We start from the raw sequence: 12,676 nt of genomic DNA, 5'->3' as shown, positions 1-12,676 counted from the left end.
AAGAATACAGATGACGAAGCGACGGAGGAAGCGCACCACCTGATGCTTCGGAGCGAATCTCAGTGAAGATTGCCGTCTACGCCCGCTGTTCCTCGGACCTGCAGCGCGAGGCCTCGATCGCCGACCAGCTCCGCATGTGCCGGCTACGGGCCGAGAAGGAGGCAGGTGGACCCTTCCATCTCCGGCTCCAGCATGATCCAGCGGCCCGGTCTCCAGGCGCTGGTCATGGATTCCGCGCGCTGCCGCTTCGATATGGTGCTTGCCGAGGCGCTGGATCGCGTCAGCCGCGACAAGAGTGCGCCCATGCCGGGCGCACAACGGCAGAAGGCCCGGCGTTTGCCGCCGGGCCTTCCAGATTGCCTGTAAGAAGAACTATTCGTTCTGGAAGTAGCTGAACTTTCCGTCGTCACCCTTCTTCCAGGTGTACATGACGTAGTCCGGGCGTGTGATGTCGCCCTTTTCGTCGAAGCCGAGCTCGCCGATTGCCGTCTTGAACGGACCCTTGGCCTTGATGGCTTCGGCGACCGCCTGCGGATCGGTGTTGCCGGCGGCCTTGGCGCCTTCTGCGATCACCTGAAGGGCCGCATAGGCATAGAGCGTGTAGGCTTCAGGCTCGAAGCCGGCGGCGCGGAACTTCTCGACGAGGTCCTTGGCAGCCGGGCTCTTGCGCGGGTCTGGTGCGAAGGTCATCAGCGTGCCGTCGACCGCATCGCCGGCAATCGAGGCCAGTTCGTTCGAGACGATGCCGTCGCCCGACATCATCGTCGCGTTCAGGCCCTGGTCCTTCATCTGGCGCATGATCAGGCCGGCTTCCGTGTGCAGACCGCCGTAATAGACGATCGAGACACCAGCCTGTTTCATCTTGGCGATAAGTGCGGAGAAGTCCTTGTCGCCGGTGTTGATGCCTTCATAGAGCGCCTCGGTGACGCCGGCTTCGTTCATCGACTTCTTGGTTTCGTCGGCAAGGCCCTGACCATAGGGGGTCTTGTCGTGAATGACGGCGACTTTTGCGTCCTTGAAATTGGCCGCGATATAAGCGCCCGCAACGGCGCCCTGCTGGTCGTCACGGCCACAGGTGCGGAAGGTGTTCCACAGGCCACGTTCAGTATATTGCGGGTTGGTCGAGGCCGGCGTCACCTGCAGGATGCCGTTTTCCGCATAGATTTCCGATGCGGGAATCGAGACGCCCGAGTTGAAGTGACCAACGACGAATTTCACGCCATCGGCCACGAATTTCTGGGCGACGGAAACACCCTGCTTGGGATCCGAAACGTCGTCGCCGAGTACGACCTTGATCTGTTCCCCATTGATGCCGCCTGCAGCATTGATGTCCTCGGCCGCCTGCTCTGCACCTTTCTGGATCTGCGCGCCGAAGGCGGCGTTCGGACCAGTCAACGGAGCTCCGACACCGACCAGGATGTCAGCCCACGCGGTGCCGCTGAAGGCGACCATTGCTGTCAGCGCAACGGCCGACAGAAGAGACTTTTTCATCTTGTTACTCCCAAATATTCGAGCGGGTCTCGTTTCATAAGCCTGCGCAATGCCCACCATCATTGCGCCGGTGTTCTTTCGCACCGGCCGCGGACCGGCACGCGCCGTTCCCTTATTTTGCCTTCCAGGAGAAAGGCGAAGTTTTTTCATAAAGCCAATAGTACATGCTGGCCATTTGCTTGGTCCGATAGTAACGGAAACCAGCGGCAGCAAACAATAAAAGGACGACCGTGTCCACTACATAGTATTGCAGGGTGAACATCGTTCCGTTGAAAAGCGCATGGTGGATGAACCGGATGCCCCAGCCCAAAAGTGCGACATAAATCACGAGCCGCGGAACGTCACCCCAGCTTTCCGCGACGCTCTTGCCGGTCCGCCACGCGGTCCAGCCCCCGAGAACGCAGGTGATGAAAACAAACTGCCAGATCGAGGCTTCTTCGTAGAGAATTCCCTGCATCTCACTCAACTCCACACACGGCGGATCAATGGCGGCCGCCTTCGAGATAGGCCGCGCGAACCTCCGGATTGGCGAGGAGGTCCTTGCCTGACCCGCTCATCGTCACACGGCCGTTGACCATTACATAGCCTCGATCGGAAAGCTTGAGCGCTCCGAAGGCGTTCTGTTCGACGAGGAATACGGTGAGGCCCTCGTTCTTGTTGAGCACCTTGATCGCTTCGAAGATACCTTTGACGATCAATGGCGCAAGCCCGAGCGACGGCTCGTCGAGCAGCAGGAGCTTCGGACGGGCCATCAGAGCACGGCCGATCGACAACATCTGCTGCTCGCCTCCCGAAAGCGTCCCCCCACGCTGCGCCTGCCGCTCCTTGAGCCGCGGGAAAAGCGTGAAGACCTTCTCCACGTCTTCCTTGAAGTGCTTCAGATTGTCGAGGCTCGCACCCATCTGGAGGTTTTCGAGCACCGTCATGCGTGGGAAAATCCGGCGCCCTTCCGGCGACTGGGCAATCCTCAGACGCGCGATCTCATGCGTGGGCAGACGCGTGATGTCCTGGCCGTCGAAGTGAACCGAGCCGGTGCGCGCCTGCGGGCTGCCGCAGATCGTCATCATGAGCGTCGACTTCCCGGCGCCGTTGGCGCCGATCAGCGCGACGATCTCGCCACGATGGACCTCCATGTCCACGCCGCTCAGCGCGCGGATATTGCCGTAATAGGTCTCGACGCCTCTCACATGCAGCAGGGGCGCAGTCATTGTCCGGGCCCCCCACGCTCGCCTTCGATTTCCTCGATTTCTCCGATCACCTCTTCAACCTCTTCGTCCTCGACACCCAGATAGGCCGCAATGACCTTTGGATCGTTCTTCACGAAGTCCGGGGTGCCGTCGGAAATCTTCTGACCGTATTCGAGCACGACGACGTGATCCGATATTTCCATCACAACGGACATATCGTGCTCGATCAACAGGATGGAGGTGCCGGTATCGCGGCGGATTTCTTGGAGCAGTTCATTGAGGGCGAGCGATTCGCGCGGATTGAGACCCGCCGCGGGCTCGTCCAGGCAGAGAAGCTCCGGCCCGGTACACATTGCGCGGGCGATCTCGAGCCGCCGCTGGGCACCATAGGGCAGATCGCCGGCCGGATCGTCGGCCCGCTCGGTCAGCGATGCCTTTTCGAGCCAGTGCCTGGCGAGCTCGATCGATTCCCTGGATGCCTCGCGATAGGCCGGGAAGCCGAACAGGCCGAGAATGGTATAGCCGGATGCCCGCATCAGCTTGTTGTGCTGGGCAACGAGCAGGTTTTCGAGCACCGTCAGACCCGAGAACATGCGGATGTTCTGGAAGGTCCGAGCCACCTTGGCCTTTTTGGTGATTTCAAAATCCGGCAGCCGTTCCAGAAGGAATTCGGCGCCCGACTTCTGCCGCATGGTGATCATGCCCATCGTCGGTTTGTAGAAACCGGTGATGCAGTTGAACACCGTCGTCTTGCCCGCTCCGTTCGGACCGATCAGCGCTGTGATCTCGCCACGCTCCGCCTCGAAGGAGAAGTCGTTGATGGCCATGAGACCGCCGAAGCGCATCGACAGGCGTTCAACCTTGAGGATGGGGTCTTTTGTCATGGTGTCGGTCCCCAAGGCCATCAGCCGTGCCCCTCTTTGGTGAAGCTGCCGGAGATTGCCCTGCGTTCGCGCAGGAACGCGGTCGGCTCGCGTGATCCGACGAAGCCGCGCGGCTTCCAGACCATGACGACGACCATGGCGAGGCCGAAGATCAGCATGCGATAGAGTTCCGGCGTGAAGGTCGGTCCGAAGATCATCTTGAGGAAGGTCAGTTCACGCAGGATTTCCGTGCCGCCGATCATGACGACGGCGGCAATGGCGATACCCGTCAGCGAGCCCATGCCGCCGAGAACCACGATGGCGAGGATAACGGCCGATTCCAGGAAGACGAAGGATTCCGGCGAGACGAATCCCTGACGCACCGCGAAGAACGAACCCGCAAAGCCGCCGAACATCGCGCCCGTCGCAAACGCCGTCAGCTTGGTGGTGACGGTGTTGATGCCGAGGGAACGGCAGGCGATCTCGTCTTCACGCAATGCCTCCCAGGCGCGGCCGATCGGCATCCGGCGCAGCCGGATCGTGACGAACGCCGTCAGCAGGGCGAGACCGAGGATCAGATAGAACAGGAAGATCTTGTAATAGGCCGAAGACATCGGCAGGCCCATCATTGCCGCGAAGCCGTCCTTCGTGGCATCGAACTTGATACCGAAGAGCGTCGCCTTGGCGATGCCGGAAACGCCGAACGTGCCTTTGGTGACTTCCGTCCAATTGATCAGCACGAGGCGGATGATCTCACCGAAGGCGAGCGTCACGATCGCGAGGTAATCACCCCTGAGGCGCAGCACCGGAAAGCCGAGAACGACGCCCCAGCAGGCGGCGAGAAGGCCGGCAATCGGCAACAGCACCCAGAAGGACAGGCCGAAATAGCTGGAGAGCAGCGCGTAGGAATAGGCACCGACGGCATAGAAGGCCACATAGCCGAGATCGAGCAGCCCGGCGAGACCGACGACGATGTTGAGGCCCCAGGCAAGCATCACGTAGATGAGGATCTGAATGCCGAAATTGTCGACCCATTTCAGCGATCCCTGGACGCCCACGAGCGCGACGATCACCGGTGGGTAGAACAGCAGCAGGATGACCGCGATCTTCGACCAGTTGCGGCTGAAGAAGGTCTCCTCCTTCACCACATCGGGCGCGGCCGCCTTTGCCGCCTTGCGCTGCGCCAACCGTGGCTGGACATAGGCGACCATGAGGAAGCGGCCGACCATGGCGATGGCCACGAAGGTCGCAAGCAGGCCAAATCGCGGCGTGAGGATGAGCTCGTTGCGGATGTTCTGGTCGGTCTTAAGGCCGACGAAGAGCACGAACATTCCGAGCGTGATGAGGCCCGCAAAGACAGCCTCGCGGAGCGCCCGCGCCGTCAGCTCGCTGCCGGCGCTTGCGGTTGTGGATGCGACATTTGCCATGGAACTATACCTTCTCGACTTCCGGTCGTCCGAGAATACCCGACGGCTTGAAGATCAGGACGATCGCGAGAATCGAGAAGGTCGCGACATCCTTGTAGTCGATGGTGAAGTAGGCGGACCACAGCGACTCGATGAGGCCTATCAGCAAGCCGCCGAGCACGGCGCCGGGCAGCGACCCGATCCCACCGAGAACGGCAGCGGTAAACGCCTTGACTCCCGGGGCGAAACCGTCGGTGAAGACGACCACGCCGTAATACATCAGATACATGGTCCCGGCGACGGCGGCGAGTGCGGCGCCCATGATGAAGGTCACCGAGATCGTGCGGTCGACATCGACACCGAGCAGCGCCGCCATCTTGCGGTCCTGTTCGGTCGCACGCTGGGCCCGGCCGAGCGGAGTTCGGTTGACGATGTACCAGAAGACCGAGAGCAGGATTGCCGTGATGACGACGATGATGATCTGCTTCAGAGAAACCGAGATGCCGAACAGGTCATAGACCGAGGAGACCAGAGGCGGGATAGGCTTGTTCCGCGGGCCCTGCGTCACCTGGATGAAGTTCGACAGCACGATCGACATGCCGATCGCCGTGATCAGCGGCGCCAGACGGAAGGAACCGCGAAGCGGGCGATAGGCCACGCGTTCGATGGTCCAGTTCCAAAGCGCAGCCGTCAGCATACCGACGACCATCATGATCAAAAGCGCCAGTACAACCGGCACGCCGGCAATGAAAGTCGTGAGAAGCAAGAAGACGATCAATGCGGCAAAGCCGCCAAGCATGAAGATATCGCCGTGGGCGAAGTTGATCATGCCGATGATGCCGTAGACCATGGTATAACCGATCGCGATCATACCATAAATAGACCCAAGCGTCAGCCCGTTGACGAGCTGCTGGACAAAATACTCCATCAATCTTCCCCTGGACCGGATCCTGTCGGTCCGATCTCTTGTTTTTTAATACTCGTTTTCGAGCATGTGCTAGGCCCGATTTCATACCGCTTTCAATTGAAAATGAAAGCTAAAAATGCGCCACCACCAAATTGTTCCGCGATAAAATCGATTTGACACTTTTCGAGCCGGAAAAATGAAAATTTCAGCAGCATTCGCTTGCGAAATAGCCTCCTTCGGCAGCAAAGGGCAGAAAGCGGCAATGAAGCGGGGCGCATTACCGTGGGCGGAAGCCCCATCCCGCCGCGGCAAATGACCCGCGCAGCAATTCAAGTGCTACAGTGGCCGTTGCCCGTCTGATAAGAGGCGAAGCGCTCCAAAGCGAATCGCCTCGACCGCAAGAACAGGAAGCAATGCTGGACATACTGGAGACATCGGCGCTCGCCGCCGGACAAGCAATCCTGGAAATTTACCGGGCCGGGCCGGCCGTCACCTACAAGGCTGACGCCTCGCCCGTGACCGATGCGGACCACCGCGCCGAGCAGATCATCCTTGCCGATTTGGCGGCCGCCTTCCCGGATATACCGGTCGTCGCGGAGGAGGAGGTCGCCGCAGGCCACGTTGCCGATATCGCCGGAACGCGCTTCTTCCTCGTCGACCCGCTGGACGGCACGAAGGAATTCGTCGAGCGCAACAGCCATTTCACCGTCAATATCGGCCTCATAGAAAGCGGCGCACCCGTCGCCGGCGTCGTCTATGCACCGGCTCTCGGCCTCATCTATTCGGCGGCTGCGGGCATGGCGAAGAAGGCGGTGGTCGGGGATGGCCAGGTCACGGGCGAATGGACCACCATCGGCTGCCGCCGCTGCGGCGACCGGCCGATGGCGCTGACCAGCCGCTGGCACAACAGCCCCGAAACGATCTCCTTCCTCACCGATCAGGGCATCAGCGACCATGAGGCCGTCGGCTCGTCGCTGAAGTTTTGCCTGCTGGCGGAAGGCATTGCCGACATCTATCCGCGCTTCAGCCGGACGATGGAGTGGGACACCGCGGCAGGCGACGCGATCCTGAGGGCGGCAGGTGGCCAGACACTGACAATGGCGGGCAATCCGCTCGGCTACGGCAAGCGCAATCAACCGGATGACAGCGACTTCGCCAATCCCTGGTTCATCTCGCGCGGCAGGGCGTAGGCCGCAACGGCAGTCACATGTCTCTTGAAGAGGCGGCCGTGGCGATGAGGCTGCTGAGCGTTCCCTCGCTGAAGGGTTTGTCGATCCTCGGAACATCGCGAAGATGGCTCGGCAGCGCCAACAGTTCCCCGTAGCCACTGGTGAAGCCGAAGCTGATGCCCCGCGCCATCAGCGCATCGGCAACGGCAAAGCTCGTGTCGTCCCCCAGGTTGATGTCGAGAATTGCGAAATCGAACGTATGATCGGCGATGAGTTCCATCGCCTTTGCTCTGGTGGTGGCGACGTGAACGCTCGTCACCCCGAGAGCGACGAGCATCTCTTCCATGTCCAGAGCGATAAGGAAATTGTCCTCGAGGACGAGGACTGACTTGATGGCCGGCGGAACCTGACTGACTGGCATTATATCTGCATCCTCGGCCTCTCGTTTTTCCGAGACCATAAAGAAGCGGCTAATAGAACACCCGGGAGGCCGGGCGCATTTAAAAAAGACATGTTGTACGTAATTAGACGCATGACGATTCGCATCAAATCAGCGGCCGCTTCGGCTCGCTGAATCCGTCCCAGCCCGCAAGCGCAAGCAAGCCGTCGATATCGTGGACGGCGCAGCCCTTCTCGGCCCAGCGCAGGAGGCCCCTGGCAGCCAGCTTCTTCAGCGTCTTGTTGGTGTGGACGATCGAGAGGCCGAGCGTGTCGGCAACGTGTTGCTGCGTGACGGGAATAACAGTCCAGCCGCCGCGGAAGAGCTCCAGCGTGGCGGCTCTCTGGTAAAGAAAGGCGATGAGGTAGGCTGCCCGCTCCAGAGCGGAACGGCGGCCGATGCTCAGCAGATTCTCGTCCAGCATCCGCTCCTCACGCGCTGCGATCCAGGTCAGGTCGTAGGCGAGGTCGGGATGCTGCCTGTAAAGTTCGCCGAGCCTGTCGCGCTGGAAGACGCAGAGCACGACCGGCGAAAGCGCCTCGATCGAATGCTGCATCTCGCCCATGAGAGTGCCTTGCAGCCCGACGATATCGCCCGGCATCACGTAGTTCAGGATCTGCCGCCGGCCGTCATCGAGCATCTTGTAGCGAAAGCCCCATCCGGAAAGCACGGTGAACAGATGCTCGCTTTGCTCCCCCTCCGCGAGTATCGTCGCGCTCGCATCGAAGACGAGCTCGCCGATCTTGAAGTGGGAGACGAATGCAAGTTCTTCCGCCTTGAAGGGGCGAAACAGCGGAAGCGGGCGCAAGGTACACTCTTTGCAGGGCGTGCCTTTGTTGAATTTGCCTTCGGTTATCATGAGGTATCTCGAGGCCCGGCGGACCGGAGCGGATGGGGCAGACTTGACACACTAGCATGGCGCAAAAGAACGACAAGACCGAAGACGAAAGCTGGTGAACGCCGCCTCGGATCATGGACTTGCCCGCGGCCAGACCCTATGTCTGCCTCTATCCTTCGCTGGAGCGGGGCAGGAAAATGGGCGCGGTTTCCGCCCCTATCCCGCTCCGACCCGAATTCATGAACGTCATCTAGCAGGATTGAAGCCCATGTTGTCCTACTCCGCCATAGCCAAGAACAACGTCGCCGTCGTGACCGGCGCCGCCTCCGGCATCGGCCTTGCCTCGGCACGGCGGTTTGCGAGCCTCGGAATGAAAGTCGTGCTCGCGGATCTTGGCGGCGAAAAGCTGCAAGCAGCTGCAGCCGAGGTAGCGAAGGCGGCTCCGGGCGGCTCCGGCGATGTCGCCGCGGTCGAAACCGACGTGTCGCGGGCGGACGACCTCGTGGCCCTGGCGCGGGCGACGCGCGAGCGCTTCGGCCACGTTCATGTGCTGATGAACAATGCCGGCGTCCAGCCAGGCAGTTTCCTCTTCGGGCCGCTCGAAAACTGGGAAGCGGTGATCGGCGTCAATCTCTGGGGCGTCATAAACGGTTCGCGCATCTTTGCCCCGGCGATGATTGCCCACGGACAGCCGGCGCTCATCATCAACACGGGTTCGAAACAGGGCATCACCACGCCGCCCGGCGATCCCGCCTACAACCTTTCGAAAGCGGGCGTAAAAGTCTTCACGGAAGCCCTGCAGCACGAACTGCGCAATACCGAGGACTGCAAGGTCAATGCGCATCTGCTGATCCCCGGTTTCGTCTACACGTCCCTCACCGCGCAGGGACGCACCGAGAAGCCGGCGGGCGCCTGGACGCCGGAACAGACGGTGGACTTCATGATGGAGAGCCTTGCCCGCGGCGACTTCTATATCCTTTGCCCCGACAACGAGGTCGCGCGTTCAACGGATGAAAAGCGCATCCTTTGGGCAGCGGGAGACATCGTCGAAAACCGGCCGCCGCTTTCACGCTGGCACCCGGATTACGGCGAAGCCTTCCAGTCGTTTCTCGCCGGGACGACGGCAGGGAGGACAAAACCGTGACGAGCGGCATTCACCACATCACCCTGATCGCCCGCAAGGTACAGCCCAATGTCGATTTCTATGTCGGCTTCCTGGGGCTGCACCTCGTCAAGCGGACCGGCGGCTACGAAGATCCCAATCAGTTGCATCTCTTCTATGGCGACGCCGCGGGCTCGCCGGGCTCTCTCGTGAGTTTCCTGGTCTGGGAGGACGGCTCTCCGGGCCGGGTCGGTCACGGCCAGCCGAGCGAGATCGCCTTCGCCATTCCGCCTGACAGCATCGGCTACTGGATGACGCGAGCGCTGAAGTTCAACATCCAGGCAACCGGCCCGTCGCAGGAATTCGGCGAACCGGTCCTGCGTCTGAAGGACCCGGACGGCGTGATCGTCAAGCTGGTGGGAACGAACGCGCTTGCGGAGCCTGCGCCCTGGGCGGGAGACGACATCCCCGAAACGGACTCGATCCGCCGCTTACGCGGCGCGACGGTGCTCACGGAAAAGCCTAAAGACACGGCGCACTTCCTTCAAAACCACTTCGGCTACACCGAGACCGGAGCGACGGAGAGCATCCGCCGCCTCACCTCCTCGTCCGGGGACGTGATCGATGTCCGCGATGCCGGCGGCTTCTGGAGTGCCGCCCCTGGTACCGGCACGATCGACCACATCGCCTTCCGCGCCCCCGATGAGGCGACCGTGCTTGCGGTGAGAGCCGATCTCGAGCAGGAGCACGCCGGCGCCACCAATGCGCATGACCGGAAATATTTCTTCTCGCTCTATGTGCGCGAGCCCGGCGGTGCGCTCTGCGAGCTCGCTACGGACGGGCCCGGCTTTACCGTCGACGAAGCTCCGGATGCTCTCGGCACGACGCTGTTCCTGCCCCCGCATCTGGCGAGCGATCCCACGGCAACGCTGGTCAGGCTGCCGCAATTTGCGCTGCCCGGCGAACCCAGGGTGCCGCAGCGCGAGCTTCCCTTCATCCATCGGTTCCACCGTCCGGAGAAGGCGAACGATCGCACCTTCGTGCTGCTGCACGGCAGCGGCGGCAACGAAATCGATATGCTGCCCTTCGGCCGTCAGCTCGATCCGCATGCGACTCTCCTGGGCGTGCGCGGCCGCAGCACCGAGGAAGGCTTCCCGCGCTGGTTCCGGCGTTTTTCGATGACGAAATTCGACCAGCAGGACATTCGCTCGGAAGCGGAAGCGTTTGCCGCCTTCGTCGAGGGCGCGCGCGAGAGCTACGGCCTCGACCCGGAGAAAACCGTGTTCATCGGCTACTCGAACGGCGCCAACCTGCTCGCCGCGGTGCTGCATCTCCACCCGGGCATTGTCAGGAACGCGGTGCTGATGCGCGCGATGGCGGCGCTCGAAAGCGCGCCGGAACCGGACCTTGCGGGCACCAAAGTGTTGATGCTCACCGGCAAGGACGACCCCTACGGCAAGCACGCGCCGGAACTGAAGAGGGCGCTCAGGGCCAGCGGAGCCGATTTCGAGGAAGTCGACCTCGATACCGGCCACGGAATAGGCGTCGAAGACATCGCCGTTATCCGGCCCTGGCTCGCGGAATCCGGCCTCTGAGCGTCATGCCTTGCCGGCGACGTGATCGGCGAAGGCCTGTACGAAGCCGCGCAGCCTCTCCAGGGTCTGATCGTCCTTCAGCTGTCCGTCGCCGTCGAACAATGTATCGGCTTTCGGCACCATCAGCCGCTTGCCCGACCACATTTCGGCGCCGAGCGTCCGCATCACCGACAGCCAGGCGTTTTGGCTGAGAATGGTCCCGAAGCTTCCCGAAGATGCGCCGGCGAGCGCGAACGGCCGGCCGCCGAAGACCTTCTTTATGTCGGCTGGCGGGCGACTCAGCCAGTCGATCGCATTCTTGAAAACACCCGGGACCGAATTGTTGTATTCCGGCGTGAAGAAAATGACGCCGTCCGCCGCGACGATCTTCTGCTTCAGCGCTTCCGCAGCGGCCGGAACGCCGCTTTCGGCCTCCACGTCTCCGTCATACAGCGGAATGCCATGCAAGGTCGCGGTCTCGAATTCCACCCCGTCCGGCGCCACCGCTTGTGCGGCCTTGAGCAATGCAGTGTTGAAGGAGGCCTTCCGCAGACTGCCCGATATGCCGAGAAGCTTGGTCATGAACGACAAATTCCTTTCGCTGGCGCGATGCCGCGCAAATCCCGCGTCAGTCAAAAAACTAGCGGGCTCGCGGCAAAAGGAAAGCCGGAATCGCTTCCGGCTCTTCATGTCCCGGCCCGGCGAGAACGGCAGCCGTTACTCCAGAGGCTTCAGTCTCGCCTCGATCTGAGCCCTCTTCGGCTCGAGGAACGGCGGCAGCGATAGGCTTTCGCCAAGGGTTTCCATCGGTTCGTCGACCGCAAAGCCGGGCCCGTCGGTGGCGATCTCGAAGAGGATGCCGTTCGGCTCGCGGAAGTAGAGCGAACGGAAGTAGAAGCGCTCGACCTCGCCACTCGACGGCAGGCGGAACTCGCCGAGCCGCTCCGTCCACCGATGCAGCGTTTCGACATCCGGCGCCCGGAAAGCGACGTGGTGGACGGCGCCCGCCCCCTGGCGAGCGGCCGGCAGATCGGGCTGGACCGCTACATGCAGTTCCGCCGCCGGCCCACCCTCGCCCATCGAGAAGACATGCACCTCTCCGACACCATCGGGCGACGGATAGCTCCGCAGTTCGGCCATGTTCATGACACGCGTCAGCACGAGCGCGGTGTTGCTGAGGTCCGGCACGCTGATGGTGATCGGCCCAAGGCCCTTGATCTGGTGCTCGGCCGGAACCGGGCTCCTTTCCCAAGGGTGGGACGGCGCCAATCCACCGTCGTCGACGAGCCGGAAGCGCTGGCCCTCGCCGTCCTCGAAATCGAGGGAGATACGGCCGTCGATTTCGGCGACCTCGCCGGAAGCGACCTCCAACTCATCGAAACGGCGCTTCCACCACCGCACGGTTTCTGCGCTGCCGACCCGAAGCCCGGTCCGCGAAATGCTGTGCGTGCCGCGTCCCTCGGGTCCGACCGGCCAGTCGAAGAAGGTCAGATCCGTGCCGGGGGTCGCCTGCCCGTCGGCATAGAAGAGATGATAGGCCGTCGTGTCGTCCTGGTTGACGGTCTTCTTCACCAGGCGGAGACCCAGCGTCCCCGTGTAGAAGCGCAGGTTCTCCGGCGCATTGGCGGTTATCGCGGTCAGATGGTGAATACCAGTCAGTTGCAAGCTCATGATTGCCTCCTATCGCTATGCTGCAGCAC

At 61.9% G+C, this 12,676-nt stretch carries 14 protein-coding genes; 4 read left to right on the top strand and 10 right to left on the bottom strand.

Annotated features, from left to right (window positions below; all coding sequences use genetic code 11):
* Positions 1-165: 165 nt before the first annotated feature.
* The gene (locus tag N0Q91_RS05055; RefSeq protein ID WP_234819222.1) at positions 166-366 is read left to right on the top strand and encodes a recombinase family protein; all 201 of its coding nucleotides are present in this window, start codon (positions 166-168) and stop codon (positions 364-366) included.
* 6 nt (positions 367-372) lie between these two features.
* Here N0Q91_RS05055 and N0Q91_RS05050 read toward each other — a convergent pair whose 3' ends face one another.
* The 6 genes from N0Q91_RS05050 to N0Q91_RS05025 form a co-directional block, all read right to left on the bottom strand.
* A complete protein-coding gene (locus N0Q91_RS05050; RefSeq protein ID WP_018095763.1) occupies positions 373-1,491 on the bottom strand; it encodes a branched-chain amino acid ABC transporter substrate-binding protein in 1,119 nt (372 codons plus the stop codon).
* Positions 1,492-1,603: 112 nt separating this feature from the next.
* On the bottom strand, positions 1,604-1,948 hold the full coding sequence (locus N0Q91_RS05045) for a DUF6867 family protein (RefSeq protein WP_275597489.1): 345 nt from the start codon (positions 1,946-1,948) through the stop codon (positions 1,604-1,606).
* A gap of 25 nt (positions 1,949-1,973) precedes the next feature.
* Positions 1,974-2,699, bottom strand: coding sequence for an ABC transporter ATP-binding protein (locus N0Q91_RS05040; RefSeq protein ID WP_275597488.1), 726 nt, complete (start codon positions 2,697-2,699; stop codon positions 1,974-1,976).
* Positions 2,696-3,583: an ABC transporter ATP-binding protein gene (locus tag N0Q91_RS05035; RefSeq protein ID WP_275597487.1), complete on the bottom strand. Its 888-nt coding sequence runs from the start codon at positions 3,581-3,583 to the stop codon at positions 2,696-2,698. The genes N0Q91_RS05040 and N0Q91_RS05035 overlap by 4 nt, the downstream gene beginning before the upstream one ends.
* On the bottom strand, positions 3,583-4,968 hold the full coding sequence (locus N0Q91_RS05030; RefSeq protein ID WP_275597486.1) for a high-affinity branched-chain amino acid ABC transporter permease LivM: 1,386 nt from the start codon (positions 4,966-4,968) through the stop codon (positions 3,583-3,585). The genes N0Q91_RS05035 and N0Q91_RS05030 overlap by 1 nt, the downstream gene beginning before the upstream one ends.
* A gap of 4 nt (positions 4,969-4,972) precedes the next feature.
* The gene (locus tag N0Q91_RS05025) at positions 4,973-5,875 is read right to left on the bottom strand and encodes a branched-chain amino acid ABC transporter permease (RefSeq protein WP_003525638.1); all 903 of its coding nucleotides are present in this window, start codon (positions 5,873-5,875) and stop codon (positions 4,973-4,975) included.
* A gap of 392 nt (positions 5,876-6,267) precedes the next feature.
* Between N0Q91_RS05025 and cysQ the strand changes: the two genes are divergently transcribed.
* Positions 6,268-7,044 (top strand): 3'(2'),5'-bisphosphate nucleotidase CysQ, encoded by a 777-nt coding sequence (gene cysQ, locus N0Q91_RS05020; RefSeq protein ID WP_275597485.1) that lies wholly within the window; start codon positions 6,268-6,270, stop codon positions 7,042-7,044.
* Positions 7,045-7,057: 13 nt separating this feature from the next.
* On the opposite strand, the gene N0Q91_RS05015 is transcribed toward cysQ, so the two are convergent.
* Together N0Q91_RS05015 and N0Q91_RS05010 are read right to left on the bottom strand one after the other, a co-directional pair.
* Entirely contained in the window at positions 7,058-7,444 is a 387-nt protein-coding gene (locus N0Q91_RS05015) for a response regulator (RefSeq protein ID WP_100671914.1), read from the bottom strand.
* A gap of 124 nt (positions 7,445-7,568) precedes the next feature.
* Complete coding sequence (locus N0Q91_RS05010) at positions 7,569-8,321, bottom strand: Crp/Fnr family transcriptional regulator (RefSeq protein WP_275597484.1); 753 nt, start codon at positions 8,319-8,321, stop codon at positions 7,569-7,571.
* 247 nt (positions 8,322-8,568) lie between these two features.
* Here N0Q91_RS05010 and N0Q91_RS05005 point away from each other — a divergent pair, with 247 nt between their 5' ends.
* Positions 8,569-9,444 (top strand): SDR family NAD(P)-dependent oxidoreductase, encoded by an 876-nt coding sequence (locus tag N0Q91_RS05005; RefSeq protein WP_275597483.1) that lies wholly within the window; start codon positions 8,569-8,571, stop codon positions 9,442-9,444.
* Entirely contained in the window at positions 9,441-10,997 is a 1,557-nt protein-coding gene (locus N0Q91_RS05000; protein WP_275597482.1) for a VOC family protein, read from the top strand. Before N0Q91_RS05005 ends, N0Q91_RS05000 begins: the two co-directional genes overlap by 4 nt.
* Before the next feature lie 3 nt (positions 10,998-11,000).
* On the opposite strand, the gene N0Q91_RS04995 is transcribed toward N0Q91_RS05000, so the two are convergent.
* Positions 11,001-11,558 (bottom strand): NADPH-dependent FMN reductase, encoded by a 558-nt coding sequence (locus tag N0Q91_RS04995; RefSeq protein WP_100671918.1) that lies wholly within the window; start codon positions 11,556-11,558, stop codon positions 11,001-11,003.
* Positions 11,559-11,693: 135 nt separating this feature from the next.
* The gene (locus N0Q91_RS04990; protein ID WP_275597481.1) at positions 11,694-12,647 is read right to left on the bottom strand and encodes a ring-cleaving dioxygenase; all 954 of its coding nucleotides are present in this window, start codon (positions 12,645-12,647) and stop codon (positions 11,694-11,696) included.
* Between the last annotated feature and the right edge of the window lie 29 nt (positions 12,648-12,676).

Origin of the sequence: Sinorhizobium prairiense, assembly GCF_029201645.2 — a bacterium.
Classification (GTDB): Bacteria; Pseudomonadota; Alphaproteobacteria; order Rhizobiales; family Rhizobiaceae; genus Sinorhizobium; species Sinorhizobium meliloti_A.
This window is presented reverse-complemented; position numbering and strand designations above follow the sequence as displayed.